The sequence below is a fragment of the Colwellia sp. MB02u-6 genome (genome assembly GCF_014077095.1).
Classification (GTDB): Bacteria; Pseudomonadota; Gammaproteobacteria; order Enterobacterales; family Alteromonadaceae; genus Cognaticolwellia.
The window spans coordinates 40,336-54,832 of sequence record NZ_JACGVG010000015.1; the positions used below are offsets into that span (position 1 = coordinate 40,336).

A 14,497-nucleotide genomic window follows, 5' to 3' on the forward strand; every position below is an offset into this window, starting at 1 on the left:
GCAGTTGATAATGAATTAAAACATATAAAACAAGGGGCTGCGGCCCCTATCTTTACATTCAGTTTGGAATTATAATTAGCCGAAATCACACTCATTGTCATCGCTTCTATTGATACGTGATAAATATTTATCACGATCTAAGCCAAAAATAGTGTTTCACCCATTGGGTTGCAATTAACTATAAGTTTAGTGATAATTACACTGACAAAGAAAAGGCAACACACGCGAAAACGTGTTACGCAAAACCACCGGTCTAAGGATAATACTATCTTTATCTATGGCAGCGGAGTCTCCGTGTTATTAGATACATCCTGTGGTTTTTCTTTTATTAACTCTATTTGTACTGTAAAAGGTTATTAAAATGAACAAATTATTACTAGTTACTACCATCACTGCTTTGACAATGACATCTATTGTATCAACGCCGCAGGCGCAAGCCGCTGGCATTGCACTAAGTATATGTGAGTATATTGCTGCAGACGACAAAAGACGTATGCGTTCATTCTTAAAGGTGAAGAGATTAAAAATTCGTAATATCTTTCCAGAGATCAAATGTAATGGTGAAAACTTGTTAGAATTTGCTGCTACCAAGGGTTCAGTTGAGACAGGCTCTTTGATGATTAGTAAATTACCAAAGAGCGTTGTTTCTGAAAACTTGCCACTTATTCAACATGGCTCACAACCATTAATCGACGCCGCAAACGCACGGGTTAGTGGTTAGACGTTTATTTTCCTGTAGTCGTTTATACTTAAAGTAATAGCTTTTGAATTAAGTACATGAGAAATGCTTTATATCAATGACTATAAGTTCAATGTTTTACTAGTCAATAATTCTTGTGTCATTAAAAGTCCAACATTTGTTGGCCTTTTTTCTATTAACCCTCACTGGCAAGCAAGTATTATTCATTTCAACTAGCCACCCTATAAAAAACTGATTAAAATCACGTTTGACTTTAATAACATCGGTTTAATTAATGACGAATAAACGTAGCTACATCAACAGTAATAACGCTTTAGTATTAACCGGTGGAGGCGCACGTGCCGCTTATCAGGTTGGTGTTTTGTCTGCAATAGCTAAATTTATGCCACGTAATCATGGCGTACCTTTTCCAATCATTTGTGGTACTTCAGCAGGTGCTATCAACTCAACCGCGTTAGCTTGTTACGCCTCCTGTTTTCAGTTGGCGGTCAAGAAATTGGAGTGGGTCTGGAAAAATCTCGATCCTGAAAGAATTTATCATACGGACCCCATACGTGTGTTTAGTCACTTAATCGGTGGTGTTTTAGGTAACTTTCAGGCAGATTATGCCAATAAAAGTGCCCGAAGCTTATTAAACAACGCGCCGCTTAGGCAACTATTTGAAACTGTAGTAGATTTTAGCCGAATAGATACCAATATTAGACGCGGTTATCTCTCCGCAGTATCGGTGACAGCATCAAGTTATTCCAGCGGTGACTCGATTAGTTTTTTTCAATCAGAAGCGTCTATTTCGCCTTGGTTTAGATCAAAGCGAAGGGGCGAGCCTACGCAATTAAACAGCCAACATTTAATGGCATCAGCGGCTATTCCATTGGTGTTTCCGTCAGAAAGAATACAACGCCATCATTTAGGCGATGGTTCAGTTCACCAATTGTCTCCGTTAAGTCCTGCTATCCACTTAGGAGCAGAGAAAATATTTATTGTTGGTGTCGAGCAACCAAAAGAACCACTTCATGCGGTTGAAAATAACCCACATCCACCAACAACAGCGGCAATCGCAAGTCACCTACTTGATTCTGTTTTCTCAGATACCCTGCAAAGTGATATTGAACGCATGGAGAGGGTTAACAACACCTTATCGCTAATACCAGATGAAAAGAAAAAAAATATTTCTGGTTTAAAAAACATTGAATCCTACCTGCTTAATCCTAGTCATAACTTTAACAGTATTGCGGTGAAGTATTACGATAAACTGCCTTTGTCGATTCGACTATTATTACGCAGCATGGGGATTAGCAATGATGCGGAATCTAGCTTAGTCAGCTACTTATTGTTTGAAAAAAACTATTGTAAAGAACTAATAGACCTTGGCTTTAATGACGCGCTTGAGCAAGAAACTAAAATTCGCCAATTTCTTGATATCTAAGCTATGTTAATTAAAAGCCTTAAACAAGCTTTTTGCTTTATCAACTCATTCATACCATCAAATAAGCTAATGCCCTTCTTGGACAAAACGTTCAGCCCGCTCTACCCGTCTAGGTTTGCCACGCACAATTAGGGTATCTTGTGATTGTAATATCGTGCCAACGTCAGGTTCTTCGCTTTCAATGTTATTGCGACGTAATGCGACCACAATAACACGGCGCTCATGTAGTTTTAATGAACCAATTGAATGGCCATTAGCAAAAGAATCATCGGCTAATATAATCGCATGCGCAAATTCAATACGGTCAATACTATCAGGGCTCATATCAGTATGCTCGCCTTGAAAGAAGCCATGCAAATGATTGTAGTGGTTCTTACGCTCTTTTTGCACACGGCGAACAATTCTAGAAAAAGGTACGCCTGATAATGACAAAACTTGAGACACTAGCATTAAACTGCCTTCTAGGCTCTCTGGAACCACTTCATTTGCACCCGCCGCATGTAATTCGTCTAACTGATCGTCGTTGCGTGTACGCACTAAAATAGGCACGTTAGGCGATAAAGAGCGTACTTTTTGAATAACATCAAGTGATTGTTTATCTTCACCAAAAGCGATAACAACCAGCTTAGCTTTTGATAACTTTGCAGCATGCAACAATTCAGCCTGCCTAGAAGAGCCAAAAAGCACGTTTTCACCTGCTTCTCTGGCTTTGCTTGTCCGTAAGGGGTCAATATCGATAGCGACAAAGTCGATCGACTCTTGTTTTAAGAAGCGACTAACGGTTTGTCCAATACGGCCAAAGCCGCAAATAATAACATGGTCACTGAGTGTTGTACTTTGAGGTAATTCTTCTAACGCTTGGCTGTCCAGTGGTTTTTCACGGCTCAACCAAAGTGCCCAGCTGCGTGCATGACTGATCATATAAGGCGTTATTGCCATACTCAGCACACCCGTACCCAGTAAAATAGATGCCGTGGTTTCAGGTAACACTTCAACTTGGCTAGCTAACGCAATTAAAACAAAACCAAATTCACCCATTTGCGCCAACATAATACCGGCAGCCCAAGCATCTTTAGAAGACTCTCCAGCACGTTTTGCTAGTAAAACAATCACCAGCACTTTAATCACCATAAAACAGACTAACAGCGAAATAATGATCAAAGGAGAAGAAAAAACCACATTGATATTGAGCTTCATGCCCACAGTGACAAAAAATAACCCCAATAAAATATCACGATAGGGTCTAATGTCAGCTTCAAGCTGATGTTTATATTGGCTCTCTCCTAACATCATACCCGCTAAAAATGCTCCTAACGCCATCGAAAGGCCAAACCATTGTGTTAATGCTGATGCCACCAGAGTCACGAGTAATGTGGTTAAGACAAATAATTCATCAGTTCTAACTTGAGCCACTAAATTGAATAATCTAGGTAATAACCATTTACCAGCAAATAATAATAGTGAAACAACAAATACCCCTTTAACTAATGCAAATAATAACGCCATAATAAAAGAAGAATCGCCGCCTTGGGCTAATAAAGGGATAATAATTAACAATGGCACCACAGCAACATCTTGAAACAGCAGCACTGCCACGGATAATTGGCCTGACTTTTTCTTCATGCCGCCACTTTCACTTAACTGGCGAATAACAATAGCGGTAGAAGAGAGTGCTAATATACCGCCAATGGTTATTGCCGCATCTAGGCTTTGCCCTAAAAACATCGCCACCAACATAAATAACACAAGTGAAATAATCACTTGTAAGCTACCCACAGTAACCACCAGATGCCGCATAGAAACTAATTTAGGTAATGAAAATTCAAGCCCAAGGGTAAAAAGTAGAAATACAATACCAAGTTCAGCAAAATGTTCATAATTAACATGTTCTTGAGCAATAGCTAAGCCATGGTCACCCACCAGCACACCTGCCACTAAATACGCCAAAATCGCTGGCAATTGCAAGCGTCGAAAAAGCCAAACAATTAAAACGGCACTGGACAATATAGCGAGTAATTCAAGGTGACCTGTCACATGTATTCCTTCGAAGGTGATGAAACTGAAAGTTGCAGAATTGCACTGGTTGAAATTATAATTAATACCCAGCACATTCAAATGAGGCTGCTATGAAACGCAAAATAGAACAAACTGAAAGCGTTTACATCGTATTTTCCTACTAAGTGTAGCCTTGTGTAGGTTGTTTTGTCTAAAGTATTTTATTATATTTTTGTAAAAAAACGCTTAAAAACTGTTACTTAACTTATTTTTTAATTTTTAATTTTTTTACAATCGCATTAACTAGCTATGGCTAGAAACGACGTAAATTGACAATATCCATTAAACTATCAATAAAATATTTGTTAATTTACATAGTAAGTATGATTTTGGCGTTGAGATAATTACAAATATAAAAATAAAAGTTTAATGTCAAAATTAGCAAAGAAAACTATCGCCACAGTTAATGTTGTTAATCACCCTAACTCTACATTTAATGTCCTTACATTATTTTAAAAAAGTAAACAAGAGAGACAAGGTAATTTAGCCTTGCTTAAACAATTACAAACCACGTTAAATGTAAAATAACTTATCAATATTTTTGCGGTTGAAGTAGAAAAAAACCTTGATTTTAAAAGTATTTATTTTAAATATCCTGATATAAATACGACAGCTAGAGATAGCCGACAGACTAAAGCAAAGCGTCAGTTTGAATTAAAACTTAATGATCAATTTTTTGGTATAATCACTTATGCAGTTAACATTCCCATCAGTATGACTAATGATAAAGTCTTGAGTGAACTGCATGACTTATTAATCAACCCTTTAAGTAACGCGGTAAATATCATCAAGCGATGCAGGATAGTTTAACTCAGTTAGGTAGCCGTCGTAGTTTTGACGAACAAATTAAACGCGCCATGGCTAAAAATATATTATTAACAAAGTATAATGTAGCCGGTAGCCTAGGCTTAGCTTTTATGAACAGAGCTGACGGTGTAAACCGTTTTTTTCTGCGTGCAGATCAGGCGTTATATGCGCAAAAATTTTAGTTTCGCTTTCAAAGGCTAATCTCAGTATTTTATTCGCTCGGCTTGAAGTGGAAAGGTCTAGGTTGGGGGGCTAACGGATACTCACTATAAAATCAGTACTACCTGAGTAATAATAGTCATAAAACTACTAACTAAATTCACGTAACGCAAGTGACTTTTCATTGGCTGTTGCACCCACATATAAGCGGCAAAACCTTACTGCTTTAGCAAAACTTTTTGGGCCAACTTTTGCCATTACTCGGCGTAAAAACGCCAAATCAAGTGCAAAATTAACACTATAATGTTCCATCGCCTGATCGATACTAGGATAACTCACACCATCAAAACAAAACGCTAGGTCTACATCTTCGTTAACCAATTCAATGCCATTAAGCGCTAACGGCCAGCCATGAAAATTCACTCGGTCTCTTGCTACTTCATACATAAACCAAGCGCTTTTTTGAAATCCTGCAAAGCTGCCCTCTTCAAAGCCAGCATTCGCTAATTCGTCTTGTGTCCAATTCAGTCCAATAGCGAGATCTTTACGATACTTTTCAATTAAATACACTTTGACAATTTTTTCAACTTGCCAAATGCTACGCACTTCGGCTTGGTTAGCCGCACGCGCGCATTCTGCACAACTAGGTAAAGTCAATGGGTCATGCGAGCAGTCAAAAACTAAATGCTTTGAATGGGGGAAAGTGAAAGAGTGCCCTGCTGGCTCAGCACAAAACCAGCAGTGATGTCGATAGTTAAAGGGGACGTCGATATCAGTGTTATCAAACTGCATAAATACTAACCTACGTTATTATCAAAGCACTTAAAAATACTATTTACGTCTTTTATTTGCTGTTTTACTTACTGGAGCATTTTTTTGAGTTTTAGTTTTCTCTTTTGCTCTGCGCTTAGCTGCTGGTGTGGCTTCAGCCTTTTTACGCGCCAGTAATTGATTCTTATCTTGTGTGGCTTTATAACGGCTTTTCTTTAATGGCGCATCTTCTTTACCCTCATAATGTGCAGGTAAAGGTCGGTCTAATTCATAACCAGGTACGACAATACGCTCAAACTTACGCTCAATTAACGCTTCAATATTATCAAGAAACTGCTCATCTTTAGGGCTAACTAAGGATATAGCGGTACCTGATTTACCTGCTCGGCCTGTGCGACCAATACGATGTACATAATCTTCAGGCAAAAAAGGTAAATGATAGTTAACTACATAAGGTAAATTAACAATATCAAGGCCACGCGCAGCGACATCAGTAGCGACTAAAACCCGAACACTGCCATCAACAAATTGCTCTAGTGCTTTATTACGCGCACCTTGAGTTTTATCACCATGACATAAGGCAGTTTTTATACCGTCAAGTTTCAACTCATTCGCTAAAATATTCGCACTTTCTTTAGTGCCAGCAAAAACTAATACCTGCTGCCAATTGTTAACTCCAATAAGCTCCGACAATAGTTCAGCTTTACGGGTTTCAGAAACCCAGTAAACCGATTGCTTTACTTTACCTGAAGTAGAGTTTTGACGTGCTACTTCGATGGTTTTTGGTGTTTTCAGAATTTTCTTTGCTAACGTTTTAACTTTATTTGAAAATGTCGCAGAAAACATCAAGGTTTGATGTTTTGCCTTGATCATTGCCACAATACGTTCTATGTCGTTATAAAAGCCCATATCAAGCATACGGTCTGCTTCATCAAGCACAAGAAACTGCACTTGAGACAAATCTAAGTTGCGCTGTTCAAGATGCTCAATTAAACGTCCTGGTGTTGCCACTAAGACATCGACACCACTTTTAAGCATTTTAGTTTGCGGTGGCATATTAACACCACCAAAAACGACACCCGAGCGCAAGGGTAAAAACTCACCATAGGTTTCTACATTTTTTGCAATTTGTGCAGCCAACTCACGTGTAGGCGTTAAAATGAGCGCTTTAACAGTCGTTGTAGTGTCAAATCCATCAACATTAGGCTTCACTTTTTTCGCTAAACTATCAAGGATAGGCAAAGTAAAAGCCGCTGTTTTCCCGGTCCCTGTTTGAGCACTGGCTAAAACATCAACACCGGTACGAATAACAGGAATAGCTTGTTGTTGAATCGGCGTTAAATTTTTATAACCGCATGCTTTTACCGCTTTTAGTAAGTTAGCCGATAAACCTATTGCATCCACACTCATCACATCACCATTTCTGTATTATCGTAAAAACGCACCTGCTATAAAGCAGTACGCCAAAATATTAAGTCGCGCAGTATAGCAGCTTTATTAACACTTGCCTGTATTAAATCAATACCAATTTTTTCAGCTACTTTTCATGCCAAATGCCTTTGGTTAAATTAAAGCGTTGTTGCTCCTCTTCATCAGGCTGGTAAGTGGGTAATAGGCCTTTATCTTGTTGGTTGTGATAATCTTTGGTTATTTGCACCACCACTTTAGAAAGCATAAATAACGCCGTAACATTAAAAATGGTCATTAATCCTGTCGACAAGTCGGCTAAAGCGATCACCTCAGGTAAGGTCGCTACAGAGCCAAAGACCAACATTAACAGAAAACCAATACGTAAAAACCATCGTCCAAGAAAATTATCCATATTTAAATACTTTAAATTATTATCGGCATAGGCGAAATTTGCCACTATCGAGGTAAAGGCAAACAGCAATATGGCGATAGTAATAAAGTCGCTTCCCCAAGCCCCTACTTGATGGCTAAGGGCTTGTTGCGTTAATTGAATGCCTTGCGCTTGGCTGCCAGTATCTTTAAAAAGTAAGATCAAAATTGCCGTACATGAACATATGACAATCGTGTCAAAGAATACGGCCAACATTTGAATATAACCTTGTGAAACAGGATGCGGAGGAAAAGGCTCTGCAGCAGCGGCAGCATTAGGCGCGCTACCCATACCGGCTTCATTAGAATACAAGCCACGTTTAACCCCTTGTACTATCGCCGCACCCACCAGACCACTACCAGCTTCTTTTAAACCTAATGCTGAGGCGAAAATATCACTAATAATCATCGGCACTTTTTCGATATTTAAGCCAATAACACTAAAGCAAACCAATAAATAAAGTAAGCCCATAAAAGGCACGGTGAGCTCAGCAAAACGGGCAATATTTTTTAGTCCGCCAAAAATAATAAAAGCCGCGGCAATAGTAATAACGATACCCGTGTAAAGTGGATTAAAGCCGTACGAGCCATTAAATGCACTGGTAATAGAATTCGCCTGCACAGCACTAAAAACAAAGCCATAACCAAAAAATAAACAAAGTGAGAAGGTGATAGCTAATTTTTTATTCTTTAAACCTTTACTCATATAATACGCGGGGCCACCACGAAAATTACCTAAGCTGTCGCGTTCTTTATAGAGCTGCCCTAGAGCACTTTCAGCGAATGCTGTTGCCATACCGACTAAAGCAATTAACCACATCCAAAAAACAGCACCGGCACCACCCAGTGAAATAGCCACGGCTACGCCCATTAAGTTGCCCGTACCAACCCGCGCCGCCAACGATGTGCACAGCGCTTGAAAAGAAGAAATACCCTGGCTAGAGCTTTTACGACTGGTTTTTAGAATAGTAAACATGTGAAAAAACCGCGTGATTTGTAGCCCTTTCAAACGAAACGTAAACCAGATCCCACAAGCACTCAGCAGATAAATTAAAATACTGCCCCATAAATAACCGTTAATAGTGCCGACCCATAATTCAATGACACTGGGTGCAATTACACTTGCTTCTACCACATTATTCTCCGAAGGTTCTATGGTTAGTAATAGCGCAGATTGAATAACCGAAAGCTATTCACTCTGCTTAGGTTTAGCTATATTAAAATTGCTATTAATTGTTTATTGTTGGAAGAAAATTTTTATTATTTAGATAAATTTTTCTTCTGAGATAACGCTAATAAGGTAAATATTAGCTATCGCTTAAGAATTTAATACTAAAGCATCAACGCAGGCTAATCATTAGTCGATAAAAAAACTAAAGCGCTTGATTAACTCAAAATGAACTGAGTAATGGCTTTTATCTTCAGTAGCTTAACAAAATTATCTGTGAGATATATAACTTTATCATTAGCATAGCGACTAAAACCAAGGGCAACTCGTATCGTAGAAAGTAGTTTATGGCTAGTAACCTTGTAGCTAAGGTCAGTTTTTAGCATGTTTTATATTGTTGGACTGGGTCGTATCCATAAAAAATGCCGATAATCGCTTATCGGCATTTTTAACATCACTTGTTTATTGACGCTTTAATCTAGCAAATTACAAAGCCTTAAATATTTGTTCAACCGAGTCTTTTGCATCGCCAAACAACATTTGAGTGTTGTCTTTAAAAAACAATGGATTTTGTACGCCAGCATAACCTGTGTTCATTGAGCGCTTAAAGACAATAACATTTTTCGCGTGCCAAACTTCTAGTACCGGCATACCCGCAATCGGGCTAGTTGGATCTTCAGCCGCTGCTGGATTTACCGTATCGTTTGCACCTATCACTAAAACCACATCAGTTTTAGCAAAGTCATCATTAATTTCATCCATGCTAAGCACAATATCGTAAGGCACTTTAGCTTCGGCTAATAACACATTCATATGCCCAGGTAAGCGTCCTGCCACCGGGTGAATAGCAAAGCGCACATCAATACCTTTAGCCTTTAAAGCTTGAGTCATTTCATAAACCGGATACTGTGCTTGCGCTACTGCCATACCGTAACCTGGTGTAATAATAACCGACTTTGCCCCGTTCAACATATCGGCTACCGATTCTGCGTTAATTTCAATGTGATCACCGTAATCAGTCTCTGTGTCTATAACGACATTGGTACCAAACCCCCCAGCGATAACACTGATAAAAGAGCGGTTCATGGCTTTACACATAATGTAAGAAAGAATAGCCCCTGATGAACCCACTAATGCGCCGGTCACAATTAACAAATCATTATTAAGCATAAAGCCTGCCGCTGCGGCTGCCCAACCTGAGTATGAATTGAGCATAGACACCACCACTGGCATATCTGCACCGCCAATGGAGGCGACTAAATGCCAACCAAAAACTAGGGCAATGAAGGTCATCAGATATAATGTGTTATCACCACCCCCTTGTTGAACAAAAGTCACTAGCAAAACAATGGCTATGATGCCCGCCACTAAATTTAACTTATGTCGCTGAGGTAACATGAGTGCGGCTGAGTTAATGATACCTCGCAACTTGGCAAATGCGACAATTGAACCGGTAAAGGTGACCGAGCCAATAAATACCCCAAGAAACACTTCCACTAAATGAATATTAACCGCCATTTGTTGACTGTCACTAAAGGTGGTCATTACCGAATGGCCCATTTCAAAATAGCTATTAAAGCCAACTAATACCGCCGCTAAACCAACAAAACTGTGCAGTATGGCCACTAATTCTGGCATTTGGGTCATTTCAACTTTTTTCGCTAGCCGCAAGCCAATGATAGCGCCGATCACCATAGTCACTAAAATAATCCAAACATTGTCGACACGAGGATCGGCAATGGTCGCAATAAGCGCGATGGCCATACCGACAATACCATACCAATTGCCTGTTTCAGCCGTTTGTTGTTTACTGAGTCCTGCCAAGCTAAAAATGAACAATAACGCAGCAATAATGTAAGCTGCACTGATTAAACCTTGAGAAAATTCCATTAAAGTGTCCCTTATTTTCTAAACATTTTTAACATACGTTTAGTGACAACAAAGCCACCAACAATGTTGATAGTGGCAATAAGTATTGCGACACCGGCGAGCACTTGTATTAGTGGATTACTATTGCCCACCTGTAGAATTGCGCCAACAATAATAATGCCAGAAATGGCATTGGTTACACTCATCAGGGGTGTATGCAGCGAATGGCTAACATTCCACACCACGTTGTAACCAATAACACAGGCCAAAACAAAGACGGTAAAATGAGAAAGAAAATCCGCAGGAGCCACACTGGCAACCCAAGCAAAAAGCAAAGCACCAGCAGCCATCAGGCTATATTTTTTTACTGGGCTTACCGGTTCTTTAACTTTAACTTCAGGCGCTTTAACTGCTTCAGCTTTAGGTTTAACAGGCGCAGCGCTAACTTGAATAGGAGGTGGTGGAAAAGTAATTTCATTTGCTTTAACAACGGTCATATTGCGAATAACGACATCGTCAAAATTAATATTAAGCGTACCGTCTTTTTCTTTACACAAGAGTTTTGCTAAGCTGACTAAATTATTCGCATATAACTGTGATGCTTGATTCGGTAAGCGAGAAACTAGATCGGTGTAACCAATTATTTTCACACCTTTTTCATTAACTACTTTACCTGCTTGGGTTAATTCACAATTACCGCCGCCAGCTGCTGCTAAATCAACAATAATACTGCCCGTTTTCATCGATTCAACCATTGCAGTTGTAATAAGCTTAGGCGCGGGTTTGCCTGGGATCATAGCGGTGGTAATAATGATATCAACATCTTTTGCTTGCTCAGCAAACAAGGCCATTTCTGCATCAATAAAAGCTGTGCTCATCTCTTTTGCATAACCATCACCAGAGCCTGTGTCTTCCGGCTCTTCATAATCAAGCTCAAGAAACTCAGCACCCATGCTTTCTATTTGTTCTTTAACTTCGGGGCGGGTGTCAAATGCTCGCACAATCGCCCCTAAGCTACTTGCTGTCCCTATGGCAGCTAAACCGGCGACACCAGCACCAATAATCATGACTTTAGCGGGTGGCATTTTACCAGCAGCGGTTATTTGACCAGTTAAAAAACGGCCAAACTGATGTGTCGCTTCAATAACGGCACGATAACCAGCAATGTTGGCCATCGAGCTTAACGCATCCATTGATTGACTGCGGGTCATTCTTGGCACCATCTCCATGGCTAAGGTGGTGATTTTTTTATCTTTTAACGCCGCTAAAATATCCTCATTTTGTGCAGGCACAATAAAACCAACGAGATAAGCCCCCTCCTTCATTGCAGCAATTTCGTCAAGTGTAGGAGGATTTACTTTAAAGATAATATCAGACTGCCAAACATTCTTCTTAACCGCAACACTGGCACCGGCGTCAATAAATTCTTGATCCGTAAAGCTTGCTTTAGTACCACAACCTTTTTGTATTTTCACCTCAAAACCAAGCTTGAGTAATGACACAACTGCAGTTGGGGCACTAGCGACTCGGTTTTCACCTGACAATGTTTCTTTCGGTATACCAATAATCATATATCACCTTTATTTAGACATGGAACACCTAATAATAAACTCAGCACATAGTCTTATCTGTTGAGCTTATTTGTTAAGTATCTCATCCGACTGGACGTTAAAATTATTATTATTACTAACTACTTGTAATGTTTTACCATTAATTGCTTAATCTTCATACATCAAGCTGGGTTATTTTTAGTATAACGTAAGCATTATAATTATCGCTTAAAGGTCTAATTTGCTCTCTAACGGGAATAGATTAATATAAAGGGATAAATTCGAAAAAAGGAAAAACAGATGATTTATCGATTGGCTGACTTAGTACCCAACTTAAATAAGAGTAATTTTATAGCCCCCAATGCCACACTAATAGGCGACGTTACCCTAGGCGAAAGTACTAGTATTTGGTTTAACGTGGTCATTCGTGCTGATGTTGCTAGCATTAACATTGGTGAGAATACCAATATTCAAGACGGCTCAATTTTACATGTTGACGCTCAATTCCCAATGACCGTAGGGCGCAATGTTACTGTGGGCCACAAAGTGATGTTGCATGGTTGCACCATAGGAGAAAATACCCTAGTGGGAATGAATGCGGTGGTACTCAATGGTGCTAACATTGGCAAAAATTGCTTAATTGGGGCTAACAGCTTGGTTACTGAGAACATGCAAGTGCCTGACGGACATCTCGTTTTAGGCTCGCCGGCTAAAGTCATTAAAGTGCTTGATGAGTCAACCCAAGAAATGTTCACTAAATCAGCTATGCACTATGTTGAAAATGGTCAACGTTATTTAAAAGACCTAGCTCCAGTAGATTCGTGATTATTACTACAATGAAATGGCTTTAGCTAGGCTAGCATTTTCACCACCTTTTTGAGTGCTATAATGGCGGAGAAAAAGCCTTAGGCGTCCTGAGTTAAATCGTTAACATGAGCCACAAAAAATGGCTTATGTTAAGAAAAAATTAGCGTCATACTAGGACTTTTAAAGGAAAAATTAACCCAAACTATTTAATATAGATTTTCTAATGATTTGTTTTATGTATTATTTAAGGTCTTAGTAACCGCCATATTTTGTTAAGAAAATTTAAGTTTATAAAAATTAAAACTTTGTAATATAGAAGCCTTAGTATAAGTTATTATTAAATTAACAATAGCCTTGTCATCGCGCTGGTTATATTGCAATTTTCACTATTAAAAGCCTTGAGGTGTTTTACTTTTGTCTGAGCTTATTAACTATAAACATTTGCGTTACTTCTGGGCTGTAGCACATGAAGGCAGTATAGCTAAGGCAAGTAAACGCTTACATATAACACCTCATACCATTAGTGGCCAACTCTCACTATTAGAGGCTCGCATGGGCTGCGCCTTGTTTGAAAAACAGGGCAGAAATTTGGTGTTAACAGAACCGGGTAGAACCGCGCTGAAATACGCTGATGAAATTTTTAAATTAGGCCATGAGCTCGGTGGTGTGATGCGAAGTTCTGCTTCATGTAACCAGACTGAGTTTATGGTCGGTGTCGCCAGTTCGCTACCTAAAACTATTGTCTGTAAAATTATTGAACCCGCATTGCTGATACCTGGTGGTCTTAACTTAATCAGCACAGAAGGTCCTGTTTTAAGTCTATTGGCTGACCTGTCTATGCACAAATTAGACATGGTTATCAGTGATGCTCCGACTAACAATACCTTGGGAACTAGTGTTTTTAATCATTACCTTGGCGAATCTGGCTTGACGTTTTTTGGCGCACCTGAATTGAAAGAAAGCTTAGCACCAAACTTTCCAAAATCTCTGCACCACGCGCCAATGTTACTACCCACAACACAATTTGGCATCAGGCAGTTATTTGATCAGTGGATACATAAGCAGAAGATATTTCCTAATGTTGTTGGCCAGTTTGATGACAGTGCTTTAATAAAGTCATTCGGCCAACGAGGTCTTGGTGTTTTCTTTATGCCGACAGCAATAGCCGATGAGGTTTGTCAGAACTTTGGTGTGCAAATTATTGGCCAAACTGATGATGTAAAACATAGGTTTTATGCGATTTCGGCCGAGCGTAAAGTCAGCCACCCTGCCGTTTTAGCTATTTGTAAAACGGCAAGAACCTGCATCTTCCGTTATTAAGCTTTACTAATAGCGGTGCTACTTCA

The 14,497-nt window shown here is 39.4% G+C and carries 11 protein-coding genes and 1 riboswitch; of the genes, 5 read left to right on the forward strand and 6 right to left on the reverse strand.

Translation table 11 applies throughout. The annotated features are described in order from the left end of the window. The first annotated feature begins 204 nt into the window (after positions 1 to 204). Positions 205 to 297, forward strand: a riboswitch (cyclic di-GMP riboswitch). A 106-nt stretch (positions 298 to 403) separates the two neighbouring features. Beyond that, positions 404 to 721 carry a DUF3718 domain-containing protein gene (locus H4J46_RS00410; protein WP_259365617.1) on the forward strand — a complete coding sequence of 106 codons (318 nt, stop codon included), beginning with the start codon at positions 404 to 406 and terminating at the stop codon, positions 719 to 721. A 253-nt stretch (positions 722 to 974) separates the two neighbouring features. After that, entirely contained in the window at positions 975 to 2,126 is a 1,152-nt protein-coding gene (locus H4J46_RS00415) for a patatin-like phospholipase family protein (RefSeq protein WP_182231630.1), read from the forward strand. Between the two features lie 66 nt (positions 2,127 to 2,192). On the opposite strand, the gene H4J46_RS00420 is transcribed toward H4J46_RS00415, so the two are convergent. Beyond that, entirely contained in the window at positions 2,193 to 4,160 is a 1,968-nt protein-coding gene (locus H4J46_RS00420; RefSeq protein WP_182231631.1) for a monovalent cation:proton antiporter family protein, read from the reverse strand. An 815-nt stretch (positions 4,161 to 4,975) separates the two neighbouring features. Between H4J46_RS00420 and H4J46_RS00425 the strand changes: the two genes are divergently transcribed. Then, the gene (locus H4J46_RS00425; protein WP_182231632.1) at positions 4,976 to 5,170 is read left to right on the forward strand and encodes a hypothetical protein; all 195 of its coding nucleotides are present in this window, start codon (positions 4,976 to 4,978) and stop codon (positions 5,168 to 5,170) included. Between the two features lie 127 nt (positions 5,171 to 5,297). Here the strand turns inward: H4J46_RS00425 and H4J46_RS00430 are convergent, their stop codons facing one another. The 5 genes from H4J46_RS00430 to H4J46_RS00450 all read right to left on the reverse strand — a co-directional run bounded on the left by H4J46_RS00430 (position 5,298) and on the right by H4J46_RS00450 (position 12,365). Further along, entirely contained in the window at positions 5,298 to 5,939 is a 642-nt protein-coding gene (locus H4J46_RS00430) for a hypothetical protein (RefSeq protein WP_182231633.1), read from the reverse strand. A 39-nt stretch (positions 5,940 to 5,978) separates the two neighbouring features. Further along, a complete protein-coding gene (locus H4J46_RS00435) occupies positions 5,979 to 7,328 on the reverse strand; it encodes a DEAD/DEAH box helicase (protein WP_182231634.1) in 1,350 nt (449 codons plus the stop codon). Positions 7,329 to 7,455: 127 nt separating this feature from the next. Beyond that, positions 7,456 to 8,892 carry an alanine/glycine:cation symporter family protein gene (locus H4J46_RS00440; protein ID WP_310650185.1) on the reverse strand — a complete coding sequence of 479 codons (1,437 nt, stop codon included), beginning with the start codon at positions 8,890 to 8,892 and terminating at the stop codon, positions 7,456 to 7,458. 519 nt (positions 8,893 to 9,411) lie between these two features. Then, on the reverse strand, positions 9,412 to 10,815 hold the full coding sequence (pntB, locus tag H4J46_RS00445) for a Re/Si-specific NAD(P)(+) transhydrogenase subunit beta (protein WP_182231635.1): 1,404 nt from the start codon (positions 10,813 to 10,815) through the stop codon (positions 9,412 to 9,414). 11 nt (positions 10,816 to 10,826) lie between these two features. Then, entirely contained in the window at positions 10,827 to 12,365 is a 1,539-nt protein-coding gene (locus H4J46_RS00450; protein WP_182231636.1) for a Re/Si-specific NAD(P)(+) transhydrogenase subunit alpha, read from the reverse strand. A gap of 279 nt (positions 12,366 to 12,644) precedes the next feature. Between H4J46_RS00450 and H4J46_RS00455 the strand changes: the two genes are divergently transcribed. Beyond that, on the forward strand, positions 12,645 to 13,169 hold the full coding sequence (locus H4J46_RS00455; RefSeq protein WP_182231637.1) for a gamma carbonic anhydrase family protein: 525 nt from the start codon (positions 12,645 to 12,647) through the stop codon (positions 13,167 to 13,169). Between the two features lie 396 nt (positions 13,170 to 13,565). Continuing rightward, a complete protein-coding gene (nhaR, locus tag H4J46_RS00460) occupies positions 13,566 to 14,471 on the forward strand; it encodes a transcriptional activator NhaR (protein ID WP_182231638.1) in 906 nt (301 codons plus the stop codon). Positions 14,472 to 14,497 lie beyond the last annotated feature (26 nt).